The organism is uncultured Gimesia sp. (genome assembly GCF_963972345.1).
Taxonomy (GTDB): domain Bacteria; phylum Planctomycetota; class Planctomycetia; order Planctomycetales; family Planctomycetaceae; genus Gimesia.
Genome location: NZ_CAXAVM010000197.1, coordinates 1 through 12,634 on the forward strand (window position 1 = coordinate 1; position 12,634 = coordinate 12,634).

General features: G+C 51.8%; 17 protein-coding genes. 9 read left to right on the forward strand and 8 right to left on the reverse strand.

Annotated elements, in window-relative coordinates:
• The first annotated feature begins 333 nt into the window (after nucleotides 1–333).
• The 6 genes from AACZ40_RS23715 (at nucleotide 334) to AACZ40_RS23740 (ending at nucleotide 3,732) form a co-directional block, all read left to right on the forward strand.
• The gene (locus AACZ40_RS23715; protein WP_291173706.1) at nucleotides 334–774 is read left to right on the forward strand and encodes an NUDIX domain-containing protein; all 441 of its coding nucleotides are present in this window, start codon (nucleotides 334–336) and stop codon (nucleotides 772–774) included.
• A 49-nt stretch (nucleotides 775–823) separates the two neighbouring features.
• The gene (locus AACZ40_RS23720; RefSeq protein WP_291173704.1) at nucleotides 824–1,828 is read left to right on the forward strand and encodes a hypothetical protein; all 1,005 of its coding nucleotides are present in this window, start codon (nucleotides 824–826) and stop codon (nucleotides 1,826–1,828) included.
• Nucleotides 1,829–2,049: 221 nt separating this feature from the next.
• Nucleotides 2,050–2,319, forward strand: coding sequence for a hypothetical protein (locus AACZ40_RS23725; RefSeq protein WP_291173701.1), 270 nt, complete (start codon nucleotides 2,050–2,052; stop codon nucleotides 2,317–2,319).
• A gap of 19 nt (nucleotides 2,320–2,338) precedes the next feature.
• Nucleotides 2,339–2,788, forward strand: a complete 450-nt coding sequence (locus AACZ40_RS23730; protein ID WP_291173698.1) for a hypothetical protein — start codon at nucleotides 2,339–2,341, stop codon at nucleotides 2,786–2,788.
• Nucleotides 2,789–2,848: 60 nt separating this feature from the next.
• On the forward strand, nucleotides 2,849–3,085 hold the full coding sequence (locus AACZ40_RS23735; RefSeq protein ID WP_291173695.1) for a hypothetical protein: 237 nt from the start codon (nucleotides 2,849–2,851) through the stop codon (nucleotides 3,083–3,085).
• Nucleotides 3,086–3,237: 152 nt separating this feature from the next.
• Nucleotides 3,238–3,732, forward strand: coding sequence for a GNAT family N-acetyltransferase (locus AACZ40_RS23740; RefSeq protein ID WP_291173692.1), 495 nt, complete (start codon nucleotides 3,238–3,240; stop codon nucleotides 3,730–3,732).
• Nucleotides 3,733–3,736: 4 nt separating this feature from the next.
• Here the strand turns inward: AACZ40_RS23740 and AACZ40_RS23745 are convergent, their stop codons facing one another.
• The 4 genes from AACZ40_RS23745 to AACZ40_RS23760 form a co-directional block, all read right to left on the reverse strand.
• Nucleotides 3,737–4,492 carry an SMC-Scp complex subunit ScpB gene (locus AACZ40_RS23745; protein WP_291173689.1) on the reverse strand — a complete coding sequence of 252 codons (756 nt, stop codon included), beginning with the start codon at nucleotides 4,490–4,492 and terminating at the stop codon, nucleotides 3,737–3,739.
• Between the two features lie 76 nt (nucleotides 4,493–4,568).
• The gene (locus AACZ40_RS23750) at nucleotides 4,569–5,033 is read right to left on the reverse strand and encodes a zf-HC2 domain-containing protein (RefSeq protein WP_291173687.1); all 465 of its coding nucleotides are present in this window, start codon (nucleotides 5,031–5,033) and stop codon (nucleotides 4,569–4,571) included.
• A gap of 157 nt (nucleotides 5,034–5,190) precedes the next feature.
• A complete protein-coding gene (locus AACZ40_RS23755; protein WP_291173684.1) occupies nucleotides 5,191–5,946 on the reverse strand; it encodes a Crp/Fnr family transcriptional regulator in 756 nt (251 codons plus the stop codon).
• A gap of 284 nt (nucleotides 5,947–6,230) precedes the next feature.
• The gene (locus AACZ40_RS23760) at nucleotides 6,231–6,929 is read right to left on the reverse strand and encodes an NAD(P)H-hydrate epimerase (RefSeq protein ID WP_291173681.1); all 699 of its coding nucleotides are present in this window, start codon (nucleotides 6,927–6,929) and stop codon (nucleotides 6,231–6,233) included.
• A 210-nt stretch (nucleotides 6,930–7,139) separates the two neighbouring features.
• Here AACZ40_RS23760 and AACZ40_RS23765 point away from each other — a divergent pair, with 210 nt between their 5' ends.
• The 3 genes from AACZ40_RS23765 to rpsR all read left to right on the forward strand — a co-directional run bounded on the left by AACZ40_RS23765 (nucleotide 7,140) and on the right by rpsR (nucleotide 8,781).
• Nucleotides 7,140–7,946: an SDR family oxidoreductase gene (locus AACZ40_RS23765; protein ID WP_291173679.1), complete on the forward strand. Its 807-nt coding sequence runs from the start codon at nucleotides 7,140–7,142 to the stop codon at nucleotides 7,944–7,946.
• 164 nt (nucleotides 7,947–8,110) lie between these two features.
• On the forward strand, nucleotides 8,111–8,380 hold the full coding sequence (gene rpsN, locus AACZ40_RS23770) for a 30S ribosomal protein S14 (RefSeq protein WP_002644987.1): 270 nt from the start codon (nucleotides 8,111–8,113) through the stop codon (nucleotides 8,378–8,380).
• A 119-nt stretch (nucleotides 8,381–8,499) separates the two neighbouring features.
• The gene (rpsR, locus tag AACZ40_RS23775; protein ID WP_044236819.1) at nucleotides 8,500–8,781 is read left to right on the forward strand and encodes a 30S ribosomal protein S18; all 282 of its coding nucleotides are present in this window, start codon (nucleotides 8,500–8,502) and stop codon (nucleotides 8,779–8,781) included.
• Between the two features lie 97 nt (nucleotides 8,782–8,878).
• Here the strand turns inward: rpsR and AACZ40_RS23780 are convergent, their stop codons facing one another.
• The 4 genes from AACZ40_RS23780 to AACZ40_RS23795 form a co-directional block, all read right to left on the reverse strand.
• Nucleotides 8,879–9,379, reverse strand: a complete 501-nt coding sequence (locus AACZ40_RS23780) for a 6-carboxytetrahydropterin synthase (protein WP_291173663.1) — start codon at nucleotides 9,377–9,379, stop codon at nucleotides 8,879–8,881.
• Nucleotides 9,380–9,434: 55 nt separating this feature from the next.
• A complete protein-coding gene (locus tag AACZ40_RS23785; protein WP_291173660.1) occupies nucleotides 9,435–10,838 on the reverse strand; it encodes a hypothetical protein in 1,404 nt (467 codons plus the stop codon).
• Nucleotides 10,839–10,863: 25 nt separating this feature from the next.
• Nucleotides 10,864–11,349, reverse strand: coding sequence for a phosphoribosyl-AMP cyclohydrolase (gene hisI, locus AACZ40_RS23790; RefSeq protein ID WP_291173657.1), 486 nt, complete (start codon nucleotides 11,347–11,349; stop codon nucleotides 10,864–10,866).
• Between the two features lie 500 nt (nucleotides 11,350–11,849).
• Nucleotides 11,850–12,634: WYL domain-containing protein (locus AACZ40_RS23795; RefSeq protein WP_339676106.1), on the reverse strand; the 785-nt coding region annotated here is incomplete at its 5' end.

The window sequence follows — 12,634 nt, forward strand, 5'->3', positions numbered from 1 at the left end:
GCGATACGGGTTGACAGGGGACCGATCTGCTGCGACGTCGGGGCGGTGCCGGGGCGAAGCTTTGCGATGTGTGGCGACCCGCAGGCTCACATCACGAACAGGTGTGGTTACAGGCAGTGCAAATCGGGAAAAAACAGGCTCTTTTGTAGTGAAGAGTCAGAACAAGTGGCGTGTGTTTTGGTGCACTGTAAACTGGGCACGCGCGCGACTCAGTTAGGTGCTTATCGCCAGCGGCGCGGCGGGGTCAAGTCCAGTTTGAGCAGTTGAGGTGACCCGATTTTCACAGTGCCGTTTATGCAGATGATTGTGAAAGGGAGAATGAGGGAGAGAAAAATGCAGATTCGCAACAAAGTCATTATATCATTGATCCACGGGGGTCAGGTGTTGCTCTCTGAGGGCTATGATCCCATCAGGAAATTTCAGTTTTATATTCCCGTAGGCGGGGGCGTTGAATTCAGGGAAACGCTGCAGGAAGCTGCTGCGCGGGAACTGTTTGAAGAACTGGGTGTGACTGGTCAGACTCTCGAGTTCCTCAATTTTCATGAATCCCTTTTCGAATTTAATGGGGTTCCCGAACATGAAATCATGTATCATTACCTGTGCCGTATTTCTGATGCTGTAAAAGCTGACTTGCCGGCAGAAGGGATTGAGTCGGACGGTGCGGCGTTTAAGATAACCTGGTTTGCGGGTGCAGACCTGGCTTCGATCCGGGACGGCCTGGTGCCGCCAACGATCTATGATGATTTGTGTCCGGTGCTGTTACAGGATGATTGAAGGAATGAGGCGGCTTCTGGTAACCCACCTGCATTGAAGGGAGTTTCTGATGCTGGTCCGAATGTGTTTGATATTTTCTTTTCTACTGATGGGGGCTGGTCCCGCACGTGAGCTGGCAGTGCCGAAACCTGGAATATCGGTCGCTGTCAGGGAGATTGTAGAATGGCTGCCGCCCGACAGTGAATCTCTGATAGTGTCACAGGGACCGTTTGCATTTAAGAAAGCAACTTTTCCGACCCATTCATTTCTGGATTCGACCCGCGCTCTGCCCTTGTTTCTTACGTTGCAGTTTCAGGGTGAATCCCTGTACGAGTTACTGCAGGGGCAGAAAATCACATTGGCAGTAGAAGGCAGTCGTCGGTTCACGGTTCCGGAAGGTTTGGGATTACTGCCTTATGAGGGATGTCAGGTACTTCAATTTGAAAAGGATTCACATCAGAGCGTAGGGGATGCGTTTAAGGTCTGTCTGCAGAAAGCAGAAAAAACCATTCAGCTAGGAAAGTTAAACATCGCCGTCTTCACGGACCGTTGGGAACGCGACGACTGGACACTGTATCTGGCCCAGCCTCGCGCAGGTATGCTGTTATGCGCCACAAATCAGAGTTATCTGGAAGAGATGCTGAAACGAATGCAGGGAGAGCAGCCGAAACGGGCCTTTCCCGACACGCTGAAGGAATGGAAATTCCTGAACGCGACGGCTCCTGTGTGGGGTTTGCGTCATTTCAGTTTAAAGTTCAGTGAAACAGATCCGACATCCCCATTTGATGAAGGTGCCGTGAGTGTGCTTCCTGACGAAGGAGCCATCGGCTTTGTGTTCTGGTTCGATCCGCAACAGGATCAGACAGCGAAGGCCGTTTATCTGTCGAAATCAAAAAAAGCCGCTGAACTGGTGAAGCTGCGCTGGCAGTATGCGGAAGAAAAGCTGACACCTGCGATCCGGGAACTGGAACCGGGTATATTAGAAATCGCTGAACCGGTCGACGGGAATCTGGAAGAGTGGTACTACTTTCAGTTGATTCTGATGGGTTACCTGGGTCATGCCGTTTATATTTAATGTTTTTTCAAAGATGGAAGTTCATAGTATCACGAGCAGAGCTAACATATCTGGAACTGCAAGCGCAGGTTGATTTCCGGCAGTTAGAAGAACTACGAATTGATGCTACCGTTCTTGATGCTCAAGTGCTGAAAGATATGAAAGCGCATTTGCCAGACTGTGTTGTGCGCTAGTAAAATGGATTTTAAAAGAAGCTCGCGAATCCTGAATGAGAGTGATCAGTGAAAAAAATCGATCTGTATCCCGCGTTAATTAACTGGCCGTTTCTGATCATAGGGTGTCTGGTCGGATTCAGTGGCGGCGGCGTGATCGTTCTGCTGGTGATTGGTTACGAACTGATTCGCGTACGAAGAATGACGAGCGCGCTGGCAGATGATGTGACACCTGAGATCATCCGCTCGTATTTTACCAGAGACAATGCGTATCACTGGATTCCCTGGCGCGACCAGGTGCGGGGGATTAATGCAGTCATCAAACATCACGGCGGTTAATTGAGGAAAAGGAGATCCCATGCTGATACGAATTACCTGCTGCGTTTTACTGTTGTTAAGTGGATCGCGTGTTGCAAAGACCTGTGAGCCACTGAGCGACACAGACAAGTCGTCGCTCAGCGTGCGACTGTATGAGCAAAACGAACGGCCCAAAGGGCTGGCGGAATTTACGATCCTGTTTGCAGACAATGAAGAGATTCATTATTTGGCTGGTGGCGAACTACCTGCGGCCCAGGGTGAGACTCCGCTGGAATTTGGGGTCAAACTAACGGGAAAACTGAAGCCTTTGAAACAGAAGCGATTTCGTGCCGCGTTGAAACTGGAAGTCGGCGAACGTGTGGACTCGGCAGATCCTCAGACACAATTGGTTCGAACTGAAACGCTGGAAATTCGATCTAATCTGGAGCGGGGAGTCAAAAAACGAATTCATTGTGGCGGAAAACAATGGCTGGAGTTACTGCTGGAATGACGCGAATTTATTCAGCAGCAATACCATCTCCATCCTTTAGTATTTTCAAGAGAGAGAGTTATGAAACAGTATCCCATCAGTCGTACACAGTATTGGGTCTTCTGCATTGTATTTTCTCTGTGTGCCCTGCTCGGCTTTGCGAGTCTGGTTGTAGGCGAAATATTTCTGCCGCGCAATGCGGGTGGCATGGAAGGACGGATGGCGATGTACCGTTCACTGGGGCTGTGGTCGTTTGCCTGGCTGGGGGTTGCCGTCTGGGCCGGGCAGCGGCTCTGGGTTTTGCGAAGATCAGAGTGATCTACACTCCCGGAGCAGGAACGAACGACATGACCTGTTCAACGGATAGAGAACCTGTTCTCACTGCAGTGTGTCTGACAGGATGGAACCGGTTTCGTATAATATATCGAAATCTGGTCTCAATATTCTAATTCGCAGTATGAGTCAGAACGATGAATTTCCGAGTCAGACAAATCGAACTGGATGACCTTGCCGGATTCCGTGAAGCATTAACTCGCGTGGCGGCTGAGAGGAAATACCTGCTGACCGTGGAGCCTCCTTCACTGGAGAACATGGAAGCCTATGTCAGGCATAACATCGAACAGAACCATGCGCAATATGTGGCATTGGTTGAGCAGAGAATCGTGGGCTGGGCCGACCTCATTCCCCACGCGCGCGAAACTGTCAGGCATGTAGCGCGGCTGGGCATGGGAGTCTTGCCGGAATGCCGGGGACAGGGAATTGGTAATCAACTGCTGGAACGCGCGATGGCGCATGCCTGGGAACAGGGATTGAAACGACTGGAGCTGGAAGTGTTTTCCACTAACGAAGTCGCGCTGAATCTGTATCGAAAGCACGGTTATCAGGTGGAAGGCGTGAAGCGGTTTGCGAGATGCATCGATGGCGAGTATCAGGATATTGTGGTCATGGGCCAGTATCGCATCTGATGATTTACTTATGACTCAACGATTCGCTGTAGGGCAGTTCTTCGATGTTGCCTAAGCCGAAGACCTGCAGGAAGCGGGCGGTGGTGATGTACTTGACGTCCGCTTTTTTCTGATCTGCCCGTTCGATGGCGATCAGTTCGCGTCTGAGCAACTGACGGAGGATGCCGTTGGCTTTGTCTTTGCCGGCTTCGATGATCTGCTCTTTGCTGATCGGCTGCTGGTAGGCGACGAGCGCGAGAACTTCGAGTGCGTCCTGTGAGAGCTTGACCTCTTTAGGGCCGAAGCCATACACGCGGTTGCGAATGCGTTCGAAGTCGTGCCTGAGAATGAGACGGTAGCCCCCTTCTTCCATCCGGATCTCATAGGGGCGCGCTTCTTCGTTGTACTGACGATTGATGTCGTCCAGCAGGTCGTCGACATAGGACGAGGAATACTCATCGTTGAGCAGGGAGCAGAGCTTTTTTGTGGTCAGCGGTTTGCCGCCGACAAACAGGGCGGCTTCGATGATCTGTCGCGGGGGGATGCGGGCTTCGCGTTTTACCGATGTGCTGCTGGTCTTCGGTTGTTCGGTTGCTTGTTCGACGGCCGCTTCGTCCGGCAGTTTCAAATCGCGCTCGACCGCTTCAATGGCTTCCAGCGTCCGTTCGTAATCGGCGTCCAGTTCTTCGTCGACCTGACTGCTGGCAGAGAAGGCGGCCAGAAAGTCGTCTTCGTTGGAGCTGGTATCGTCGCTGGCTGGTTGTTCTTCTTCCACAGACATTCCCTCAATCCTTTCAGGGAACCAGGCATCAAAGTTCAAAGTGCCGGACGGTCAATCAGAGAGGCTTTGCAGAAGTTCAATGATTCAAAGCCAGCACATACGCTTCCCACTCAGCCTGATTCTGCCGGGCGGCTTTCAGCTGAGCCGGGTTATTGTGCATATTTGCTTCGATTTCATCAACCTTTTTCTGGCATTTAGGACAATGGGCGAGGTGAACCTGCATCTGGTGCTCGGTATTTTGATCGAGTCGGTGCGCCACATAGTCACCCGCATAATCGAGGGCCTGCTGGCAGTTAATGCCCCCTGGCATTTTTTTACCGGCAATCTGATCGCCTGAGGAGCCGGAAATCTGATACATCCCTACAAAGCCGATCAGCCCGACAACCAGGCAGACGGTCAGGATCTCGGCACCGGTAATCAGGTGGCTGATCTGTTTCCGTTTTTTCATGACGGACACAAACTGACAGAGGTCTCCCGGAGCGCAGGACTGCCACTCGGTTTCGGTTTCCATTGATGATTGCGTTGGGTTGTTTTTGTTCATGTTCAAACCTCCTGCTGCATCAGCAGGAATTCTGCTTTCTTTCGTTTGGGACGTTTCCCCTTACTTTTATTATCGTAGCCAATGCCTGTGTGATCTGTGAGATAGCATACAGTTTCCCTGCATTTGAACTCACATGGTGTTAAGGGCGGGGTTTCAGTCAGGCTTCCGCTCCTCTCAGAATGAATTCGCCCGATTGATCTGGTTTCGACTGGAAGGCGGGTGTCAGTTTAAAATCAATCGAATGTGCGAGGTACCTGGCTTTCCTTAAGATAATGTGTCGCTTCTGGATATCGATGCTGCGTTCATCCTGAAGTTCGCCCAGCAGCACGGTCACGGTTTCCCGCGTGCTGCCGATGATACTGGCCAGTTCCTGGTGCGAGAGTTTAATGTTGATCAGAACGCCTTCATTTGTGAAGCGCCCATATTTTTCTGCCAGTTCGAGCAGTAAATGAGTCAGGCGGTCCCGGTTGGAGCGAAACAGCAGTGATTTGAGCCGCTGTTCGATCCGCTGGCGTCGTAATCCCATCAGCTTGGTCACACCCAGGGAAACGGTGGCGTGATGTTCCATGAGGTCCTGAATGATCTGGCCGGGAATGCGGAGAATCGAGGCTTTGAGCATGGCTTCGGCATATTCTTCGCGTTCGCCACCACCCAGAATGGCCAGCTCTCCGAAGAGCTCACCCGGTTCGATTAATGCCAGCAGCGCCTGTTTTCCTTCGCTGGTCAGGTGATAGAGTTTAATTCTTCCGGAGAGCAGCAGGTAAACCGAATCGCTGCTTTCGGTGGGGAGATAAACCATATTTCCGCGTGCGAAATTTCGCACGGAGGAGTTGCGTTCGACATGCGCAATCTGATCCTGGCTTAAGCGTTCAAAGAGATCGCAGTTTTTCAGGTACCAGAAATTTTTGTCCATGGAGACGAACCTAACCCTGTTTCAGTTCACAGGGAATGACATGAGAAAGCCATCAGTGGCTGCAGATCCTGCAAATCGCATTCAGCGTCTGCCAGCTAAAGCGCGTCACATTTCACCAGAGCGTCTTTCAATTTATGATGCTCGGTCCAGGTGACCTTGAAGACGCTCCAGTAAAACTGGACACCGTCTAATATACAGCGTGAGAAGCGGTTTTGAGAACCCCCGTTTTACTGAAACGGGCCATTTTTTGAGTTTGCGTGATATCCAGCAGAGTGTAAAACGGATCAAATGTCCCTGGAATCTTGTTTTTGCAGCAGATCCCTCAGAATCTGCTGAGGAGCACCGATCTGCAGAACATGGATGGTGCCCGTGTACTGACGGGAGTCGGGATTGGCGAAACCCTGTTTTTCGGCGACAAAGGTCGCGGTCTGATGTGCGTGAATGCATTCGCCGAGTGGCTGTCCGGTATCGCAGTCGAGTCCCGAAGGTAAGTCCACTGCCAGCTTAAAACCCGGTGCCTGATTGATGCAGGAAATCGCGGTTGAAAACGGCTCGCGAATGGTGCCTTGCACGCCTGTTCCCAGCAGAGCGTCGACAATCCAGTCGGCCGAGTTCAGGAAATCGCAGAACGCCTGCGGCTGCTTCAGACCGGGATCGACGTGCATGGCAATCTGCATGCGCCGGGCGACGTGAAAATTGGTGGCGGCATCCCCTTTGAGTTCTGAGGGATCCGCCAGCAGGTAGATTTCCACGGGGATCCCGGCATTATCCAGATGCCGGGCGATGACAAAGCCGTCGCCGCCGTTATTGCCTTTGCCGACACAGATTTTTACAGGCCCTGTTGCTTTGAGTGAAATGAGCAGTTCGAACACACCTCGTCCTGCGTTCTCCATCAAGGCGATGCCGGGCAGTCCGAATTCCTCGATGGTGCGTTGGTCAACACTGCGTACTTCGTCGCGGCTGAGTCTGTTTGCGGGGGTCATTTTTCTCCTCGAATTCTGATTCTGGAGTGGAAACTCAAATTAAAAAGGGTGAAAAATCGATCAAAGTAAGTTTATTATCAGTGGTTACGGGGTTTTCAACAGAGGGAAATTGAATTACGATCTCCGGGGACGCGGGCAGCATTTCTTCCCGACCTCTTTTCGAAATGGAAAATCTCAGTCTCCAAACAGGATACTTCTGGAGAGTCAGCAGTGATAGATGAATATTCTGATCGATGGGCTCTGATTACGGGTGCTTCATCCGGAATCGGCCTGGAGTTTGCACACCGGCTGGCTGCCCGGGGGATGCATCTGGTGTTGACTGCCCGCCGCAAAGAGAAGCTGGAAGAACTGGCAGCAGAGCTGTTGACCCGTCATGGCACAAAAACGGAAGTGGTGGTGCTGGATCTGTCCGAACAGGCAGCCCCTGCCCGACTGTATGAGGAAGTCAAATCGCGGGGCGTGCAGGTGGAACTGCTGATCAATAACGCGGGCTTCAGTGTCGTTTCCGATATCGCGTCGACTGATCGCGAGCGGGTGATGGAGATGGTCAGGTTGAATATCGGTGCTCTGACAGACCTGACTTATTTTTATCTGCCCGAGATGATGAAGCGGCGACATGGAGGGATTATCAACATTGCCTCTGTGGCTGCGTTTCAGCCGGTTGCGTATATGTCGGCGTATGCTGCCAGTAAAAGCTATGTGCTGCACTTCACAGAAGGCCTGTGGGCGGAGGCCCGGGATCAGGGAGTGACTGTGACGGCTTTGTGTCCGGGAACCACGCAGACCGAATTTTTCGATGTTGCCGGCGTGGAAGGCTGGTTGAAGAAACACCGTTATCAGACCGTGGACCAGGTCGTCAAAACCGGTTTGAAGGCGCTGGAGAAGAAGCGGCAGTATACCGTTTCGGGGTGGGGAAACTATTTTCTGTCGCTGCTGGTACGCATCGCGACCCGCCGCACGGTGGTGGTGGAGTCCATGAAATATTTTCGACCACAGCCCCCCAAAGAGAAAAAATAGCGCGCATGTACACTTTTCGCTGGCCGGCTGTGGGGCTTCGCGTTGAAGTTTGTGTTTTTTTAGTTGATTTTGCTTTGAAAACAGCCCGCCAAGTTGACGATCTGGCGGGGCAGGCAGTATAACTGTCGTTCCCTATTTTGGAATTTGTCGCAGAAGGTATATAAATGGCTTCCAAATCGAAGATTGAAAAACAGAAACGAAACGCAAAGCTGGTTGAAAAGTACGCCGCTGTACGGGCTGAACTGGTTGCTAAAGGTGATTACGAAGGGCTTGCTAAACTGCCCCGTAGTTCCAGCAAAACCCGTCTCCGTCGTCTGTGTCAGCTGACCGGACGTCCCCGCGGTAACTATCGCAAGTTCCAGATTTCGCGTATCGCTCTGCGGGATATGGCTTTAGATGGCCTGATCCCCGGTATGAAAAAATCAAGCTGGTAAGCTGATCGTTCCCACGAGATCGAAGAGTGTGATCTTCGATTCCAGCCAGCAACATGAAATCAGCGTCGCCCCGGCTTTCGGGTGTCCCCAGTTTACGGCGCATGAAAAAGGAAAACAGAATGTCAGTCGGTTTATCACGTAAAGAGATTGTCAAGCGGCGGAAAAAACGAGCTCGTCTGAAAAAGAAGCTCAAATGCCGGTTCTGCCCGGATGGTAACATCCCACGTCCCGTCTATGTCGATTACAAGGATCTGAGAACCCTGCGTTCTCTCCTGGATCGTGAAGGACGTATTCTGCCTCGTCGTCGCACCGGCACCTCAGCCCTGTATCAGCGTGCTGTGCGTAAAGCCGTGCTGCGAGCCCGCTTCATCGGTCTGCTGCCTTACGTGGCAGAAGACTAAGCTGCGAAGCAGATATGATAAATTAAAAAAGCTCTGGACCAGATCAGTCCAGAGCTTTTTTTGTTTGCTTGAAATCGTGGAATTGAATCAGCAGCGCTTACCAGTGCAGGCCCGTCGGAAAGGAATCGGTCTGAAACGCATCCAGCAGGCTGTGTTCGGACTTGTCTTTCTGCTCGATGGTCGCTTCGGCACACGATTCTTCGGTTTCCCAGATGACGACTTTTACAGCCTGGACTCCCAGATCATTCAGCAGGCTCGGGCAGACTTCATCCAGCAGGTAGCGGGCCATATTTTCCGCCGTGGGATTGTAAGGCAGAACGAAGTACTTAGTGGGCTCGACCATGCGAATCGCGTTTAAGCCGTTCTCATCTTCGATGTTGAGCAGGAAGCCGTGGTCCCAGTTTTCATCGATCCAGCCTTTAAGCAGACTTTTGAGGTGCGCAAAGTCGATGATCCGCCCGACCGCGTCCGTATCGGGACCGGTGACGTAAAAGTCGGCCACGTAATTGTGACCATGAAAAAACTGGCATTTCCCTTCATGGCGGAATAAGCGGTGACCCGCATTAAACTTGATCCGCCGCATGATTGTCATACCCATAATATTATTTCGACCTCGTAATAAACGTGATTCGTAAATACGTTGATTGATATTATTAACTGTCCAGCAGAGATTTCATACCCTGCGTCATCACGGCGTCGATACCGGGATCACAAAAGGCGACACTGACTTCGTAACCACCTGCGGGATATTCTTCTGCTACCGGAATATACCAGGGGCCGCCATCTCCATAGGCGGCTGTCGCGATGAACTGATCGGGCTGAATGCTCTGGGCACGAAGCTGATATTGGATAAAGCTTTCCGCCGGCAAGTGCAGCGTTTTGATGTCGTTCATCTGCAGTGAACTGAGCGTAATCGGGATTTTCTTTTCGACCCGCTGTAACCAGGCCAGCATGAAGGAAGGCCGATTCCGGTTGACGACGCTGTTGTCTTTGTTGGAAATCGTCTTCGTCAGTTCTTCTACGCTAAAAGTACTTCTCACGGGAGGTAAAATATCATGAGTTTTCCAGGTCAGCTGCCCGACCGGTTCGGGTTTGAGCCCTTTTTCGGAAGTGATGATACCATCATAAATTCGCTTCGCCAGAATCTCCCGCATGGGCTTGGTGCCGTCGTTGTATTTACCGGCTGAAACATTCCCGGCACACCCTGTGAAATAAATGTGCGTGCAGCCCGGTTCTTCCTGCTGACGCTGCTTGCGGGCGATGCCGGTAAAGTCGCTGCTGACGCGTCCGTCGCCGTAATAGCTCATGGGATGTGTCGAGTAGTAATGGCAGGAGACCAGTTTTTTATCTTTGTTGTAAAAGGCAATCGTTTTCAGGAACGGGTCGATGGTTCCTTCGGTCATGCTCCGCAGACTTTCATCTTTACAGCTGCTGCCGCGCATGCGGACGATCTTGCCATTTTTGTCGCGGTCAATCCGGCGGTTGGAGGCGACCTTGTCGACTTTCCCCTGGCTGTGTGCGACATGCGTTACGGGCTCTGCTTTGGGGATCGCCGCGGTGACTGCCTTACGGGCTTTATCGAGACATTCGTTGAAGAAATCGAGCTCGACGATGTGGGGCAGGTCGCCTTGTTCGAGGATGATCTGCTCGGCATTCAGGCAGGCGAAAGGAGCATTATGCTGATGCACACACTGTACGGCGACCCGATCAATGGTTGTGCCGGCCGCTTCGGCCAGGGCAGTTCGCCAGGCGATATGCGCGTCGTTCAACAGGCCTGTCCAGTCGACGGCGCAGACCACAATCGGCTTGCCGGCACCCAGCAGGACGTAGCCAATGGCTTCCAGTGAATCGTCATACCCCACGACCGGTTTGATCCAGCCTCCGCAGAGGGAATGCCCTTTGGGAGGAGACACGTCAAACCGGAAAGCGGCGATATGCAGATTTGGATTGCGGGTGGTCTCTGCCTGATTGGCGCAGGCCCACTCTTCCAGGGAAAACGCAGTACCGGTCGCTGCCAGGGAGGCTGCGAGAAAGTCACGTCGACTGAATTGGCTCATAAGTCACCTGTGTTCGTTGGACGGTTTACAGTTTTGTGGGATTGGGAGCGTCTCCATAGACTTCTTTGGGGTCGAATACTTTTTCTGTTTCGGTGAACTGCAGCGCGAGGCCTTTGTCTTTGATTTCATCGCTGACAGGCACACGACGGTAGAAACAGGAACGATACCCGACGTGGCAGCTGGCACCACCACCCATGACATCAACGCGTAACCAGATGGTATCCTGGTCGTCGTCAATCAGCAGTGCTTTGACTTTTTGTACCAGGCCGCTGGTGGCACCCTTGTGCCAGAGTACCTGGCGGCTGCGGCTCCAGTAAACGGCTTCGCCCAGTTCGATCGTTTTCTTAAGCGCTTCCTCATTCATATAAGCATGCATGAGCAGTTCACCCGATGTATAATCGGTCGTGACTACAGGAATCAAACCGTCCTGATCAAATTTCGGGGCCAGTTCATTTCCTTCTTCCACCTGCTCGACGGTTGTCCGTGCCGCGAATTGAATTCCATCTGACATGATTTTGTCTTTCCTCACTTCGATACAATCATTTAGCTGACTGTGGAGAGAATCTCCACTTTATTACTACCCGTAAAACGGGCTGATAACTGAGAGCAGTGCCATTCCCGAATTCATTTCTGAAACCCGTGGCGACCCTGGTCTGATGAACGGGATATCCTCAAAACGGGTTGCATCTCGCTTCACCGGATTCAAACAGCGTGGCTGGTGACATCATACGCGATGGCTGCGGTCAGACACACTTTCTGGGGCGCTGTTCAAGCGGAAAATGGCAGATTTCCTGCTCTGGGGTACGGTTTTTCTACCCTGAAATAGTAAACCTAATGGTGAGGCAGGTCAGTAGCTTGATGCGGGATTTTGAGAGGTTTCACAGAATTATCGGTTGGGAAGTCAGGATTAGTATACATGCGCGATCACAATAAAATCATTCTGTTCTGTTTGCAGGGGTTTTGAAAAACAGGACAGTTGAAATCCAGTGAAGTTCACAGCGATTTCAGGAATCAGTTTCGACGCGCGGGGCTGGTATAAATTTGTGCCATTTCCGCGATGCGGGTTTTGACCAGTTTGCGTAACGAAGGGGGGGAAATCACTTCCGCCTGATTCCCGAAGCTCAACAGCCAGTCAGTCAGCTGATCCAGATTTTCCACGCGTGCCCGGAACTCGATATCACCCCCTTTGAGTGTACGAATTTCCTGTGACTGATCCCAGTTGATATGAGAGACAGTCTGCGCGACGTAGCTTTGAAAGCGAATTTTCACAGATACCGCCCTGGGTGAGTGCCGGACAGGATCCCAGGATTTTCCGAGATAGCGTTCCAGTTTAAAGCGGGAAGGTTTTTTAAAGGTTTCATCGAGCAGTTCCGATTTCTTGATTTTCAGAACCGGAAAAACTTTGATGCCTCGATCGACTGAGGAGCGTCCTATGACAAACCACTCGCGATTTGAATACAGCATATGATACGGGCTCAACATGGTTGAAACCGTCTTTTGTTCTTTGGGGCAGTCATAGTGAATACGCACGTTTTGTTTGGATGTGACTGCTTTGAGAAGCGTTTTATAATGAATTTCGTTCCGCATCGACGGGTTACAGGGAGTCAGCCAGACCGAAACAGACCGGGCCGCTTCGATAACATGCTCGCGCAGATCATCGGGGAGACTGCTCAGAATTTTGGCGGACGCGGAGCGGGCGATCCCATCCAGGGGTAAACCCACGATGGTTTTATCGAGGTCCTGGCTGAGTACGAACAGCGCCAGAACTTCTTCGAACGTGAGGTCTTTGAACGGAA

Bases quoted from the DNA above. Each gene is read 5' to 3' on its own strand.
- AACZ40_RS23715 (WP_291173706.1), top strand. From the start codon at position 334: ATGCAGATTCGCAACAAAGTCATTATATCATTGATCCACGGGGGTCAG.
- AACZ40_RS23720 (WP_291173704.1), top strand. From the start codon at position 824: ATGCTGGTCCGAATGTGTTTGATATTTTCTTTTCTACTGATGGGGGCT.
- AACZ40_RS23730 (WP_291173698.1), top strand. From the start codon at position 2,339: ATGCTGATACGAATTACCTGCTGCGTTTTACTGTTGTTAAGTGGATCG.
- AACZ40_RS23735 (WP_291173695.1), top strand. From the start codon at position 2,849: ATGAAACAGTATCCCATCAGTCGTACACAGTATTGGGTCTTCTGCATT.
- AACZ40_RS23740 (WP_291173692.1), top strand. From the start codon at position 3,238: ATGAATTTCCGAGTCAGACAAATCGAACTGGATGACCTTGCCGGATTC.
- AACZ40_RS23745 (WP_291173689.1), bottom strand. From the start codon at position 4,492: ATGTCTGTGGAAGAAGAACAACCAGCCAGCGACGATACCAGCTCCAAC.
- AACZ40_RS23750 (WP_291173687.1), bottom strand. From the start codon at position 5,033: ATGAACAAAAACAACCCAACGCAATCATCAATGGAAACCGAAACCGAG.
- AACZ40_RS23755 (WP_291173684.1), bottom strand. From the start codon at position 5,946: ATGGACAAAAATTTCTGGTACCTGAAAAACTGCGATCTCTTTGAACGC.
- AACZ40_RS23760 (WP_291173681.1), bottom strand. From the start codon at position 6,929: ATGACCCCCGCAAACAGACTCAGCCGCGACGAAGTACGCAGTGTTGAC.
- rpsN (WP_002644987.1), top strand. From the start codon at position 8,111: ATGGCTTCCAAATCGAAGATTGAAAAACAGAAACGAAACGCAAAGCTG.
- rpsR (WP_044236819.1), top strand. From the start codon at position 8,500: ATGTCAGTCGGTTTATCACGTAAAGAGATTGTCAAGCGGCGGAAAAAA.
- AACZ40_RS23780 (WP_291173663.1), bottom strand. From the start codon at position 9,379: ATGGGTATGACAATCATGCGGCGGATCAAGTTTAATGCGGGTCACCGC.
- AACZ40_RS23785 (WP_291173660.1), bottom strand. From the start codon at position 10,838: ATGAGCCAATTCAGTCGACGTGACTTTCTCGCAGCCTCCCTGGCAGCG.
- hisI (WP_291173657.1), bottom strand. From the start codon at position 11,349: ATGTCAGATGGAATTCAATTCGCGGCACGGACAACCGTCGAGCAGGTG.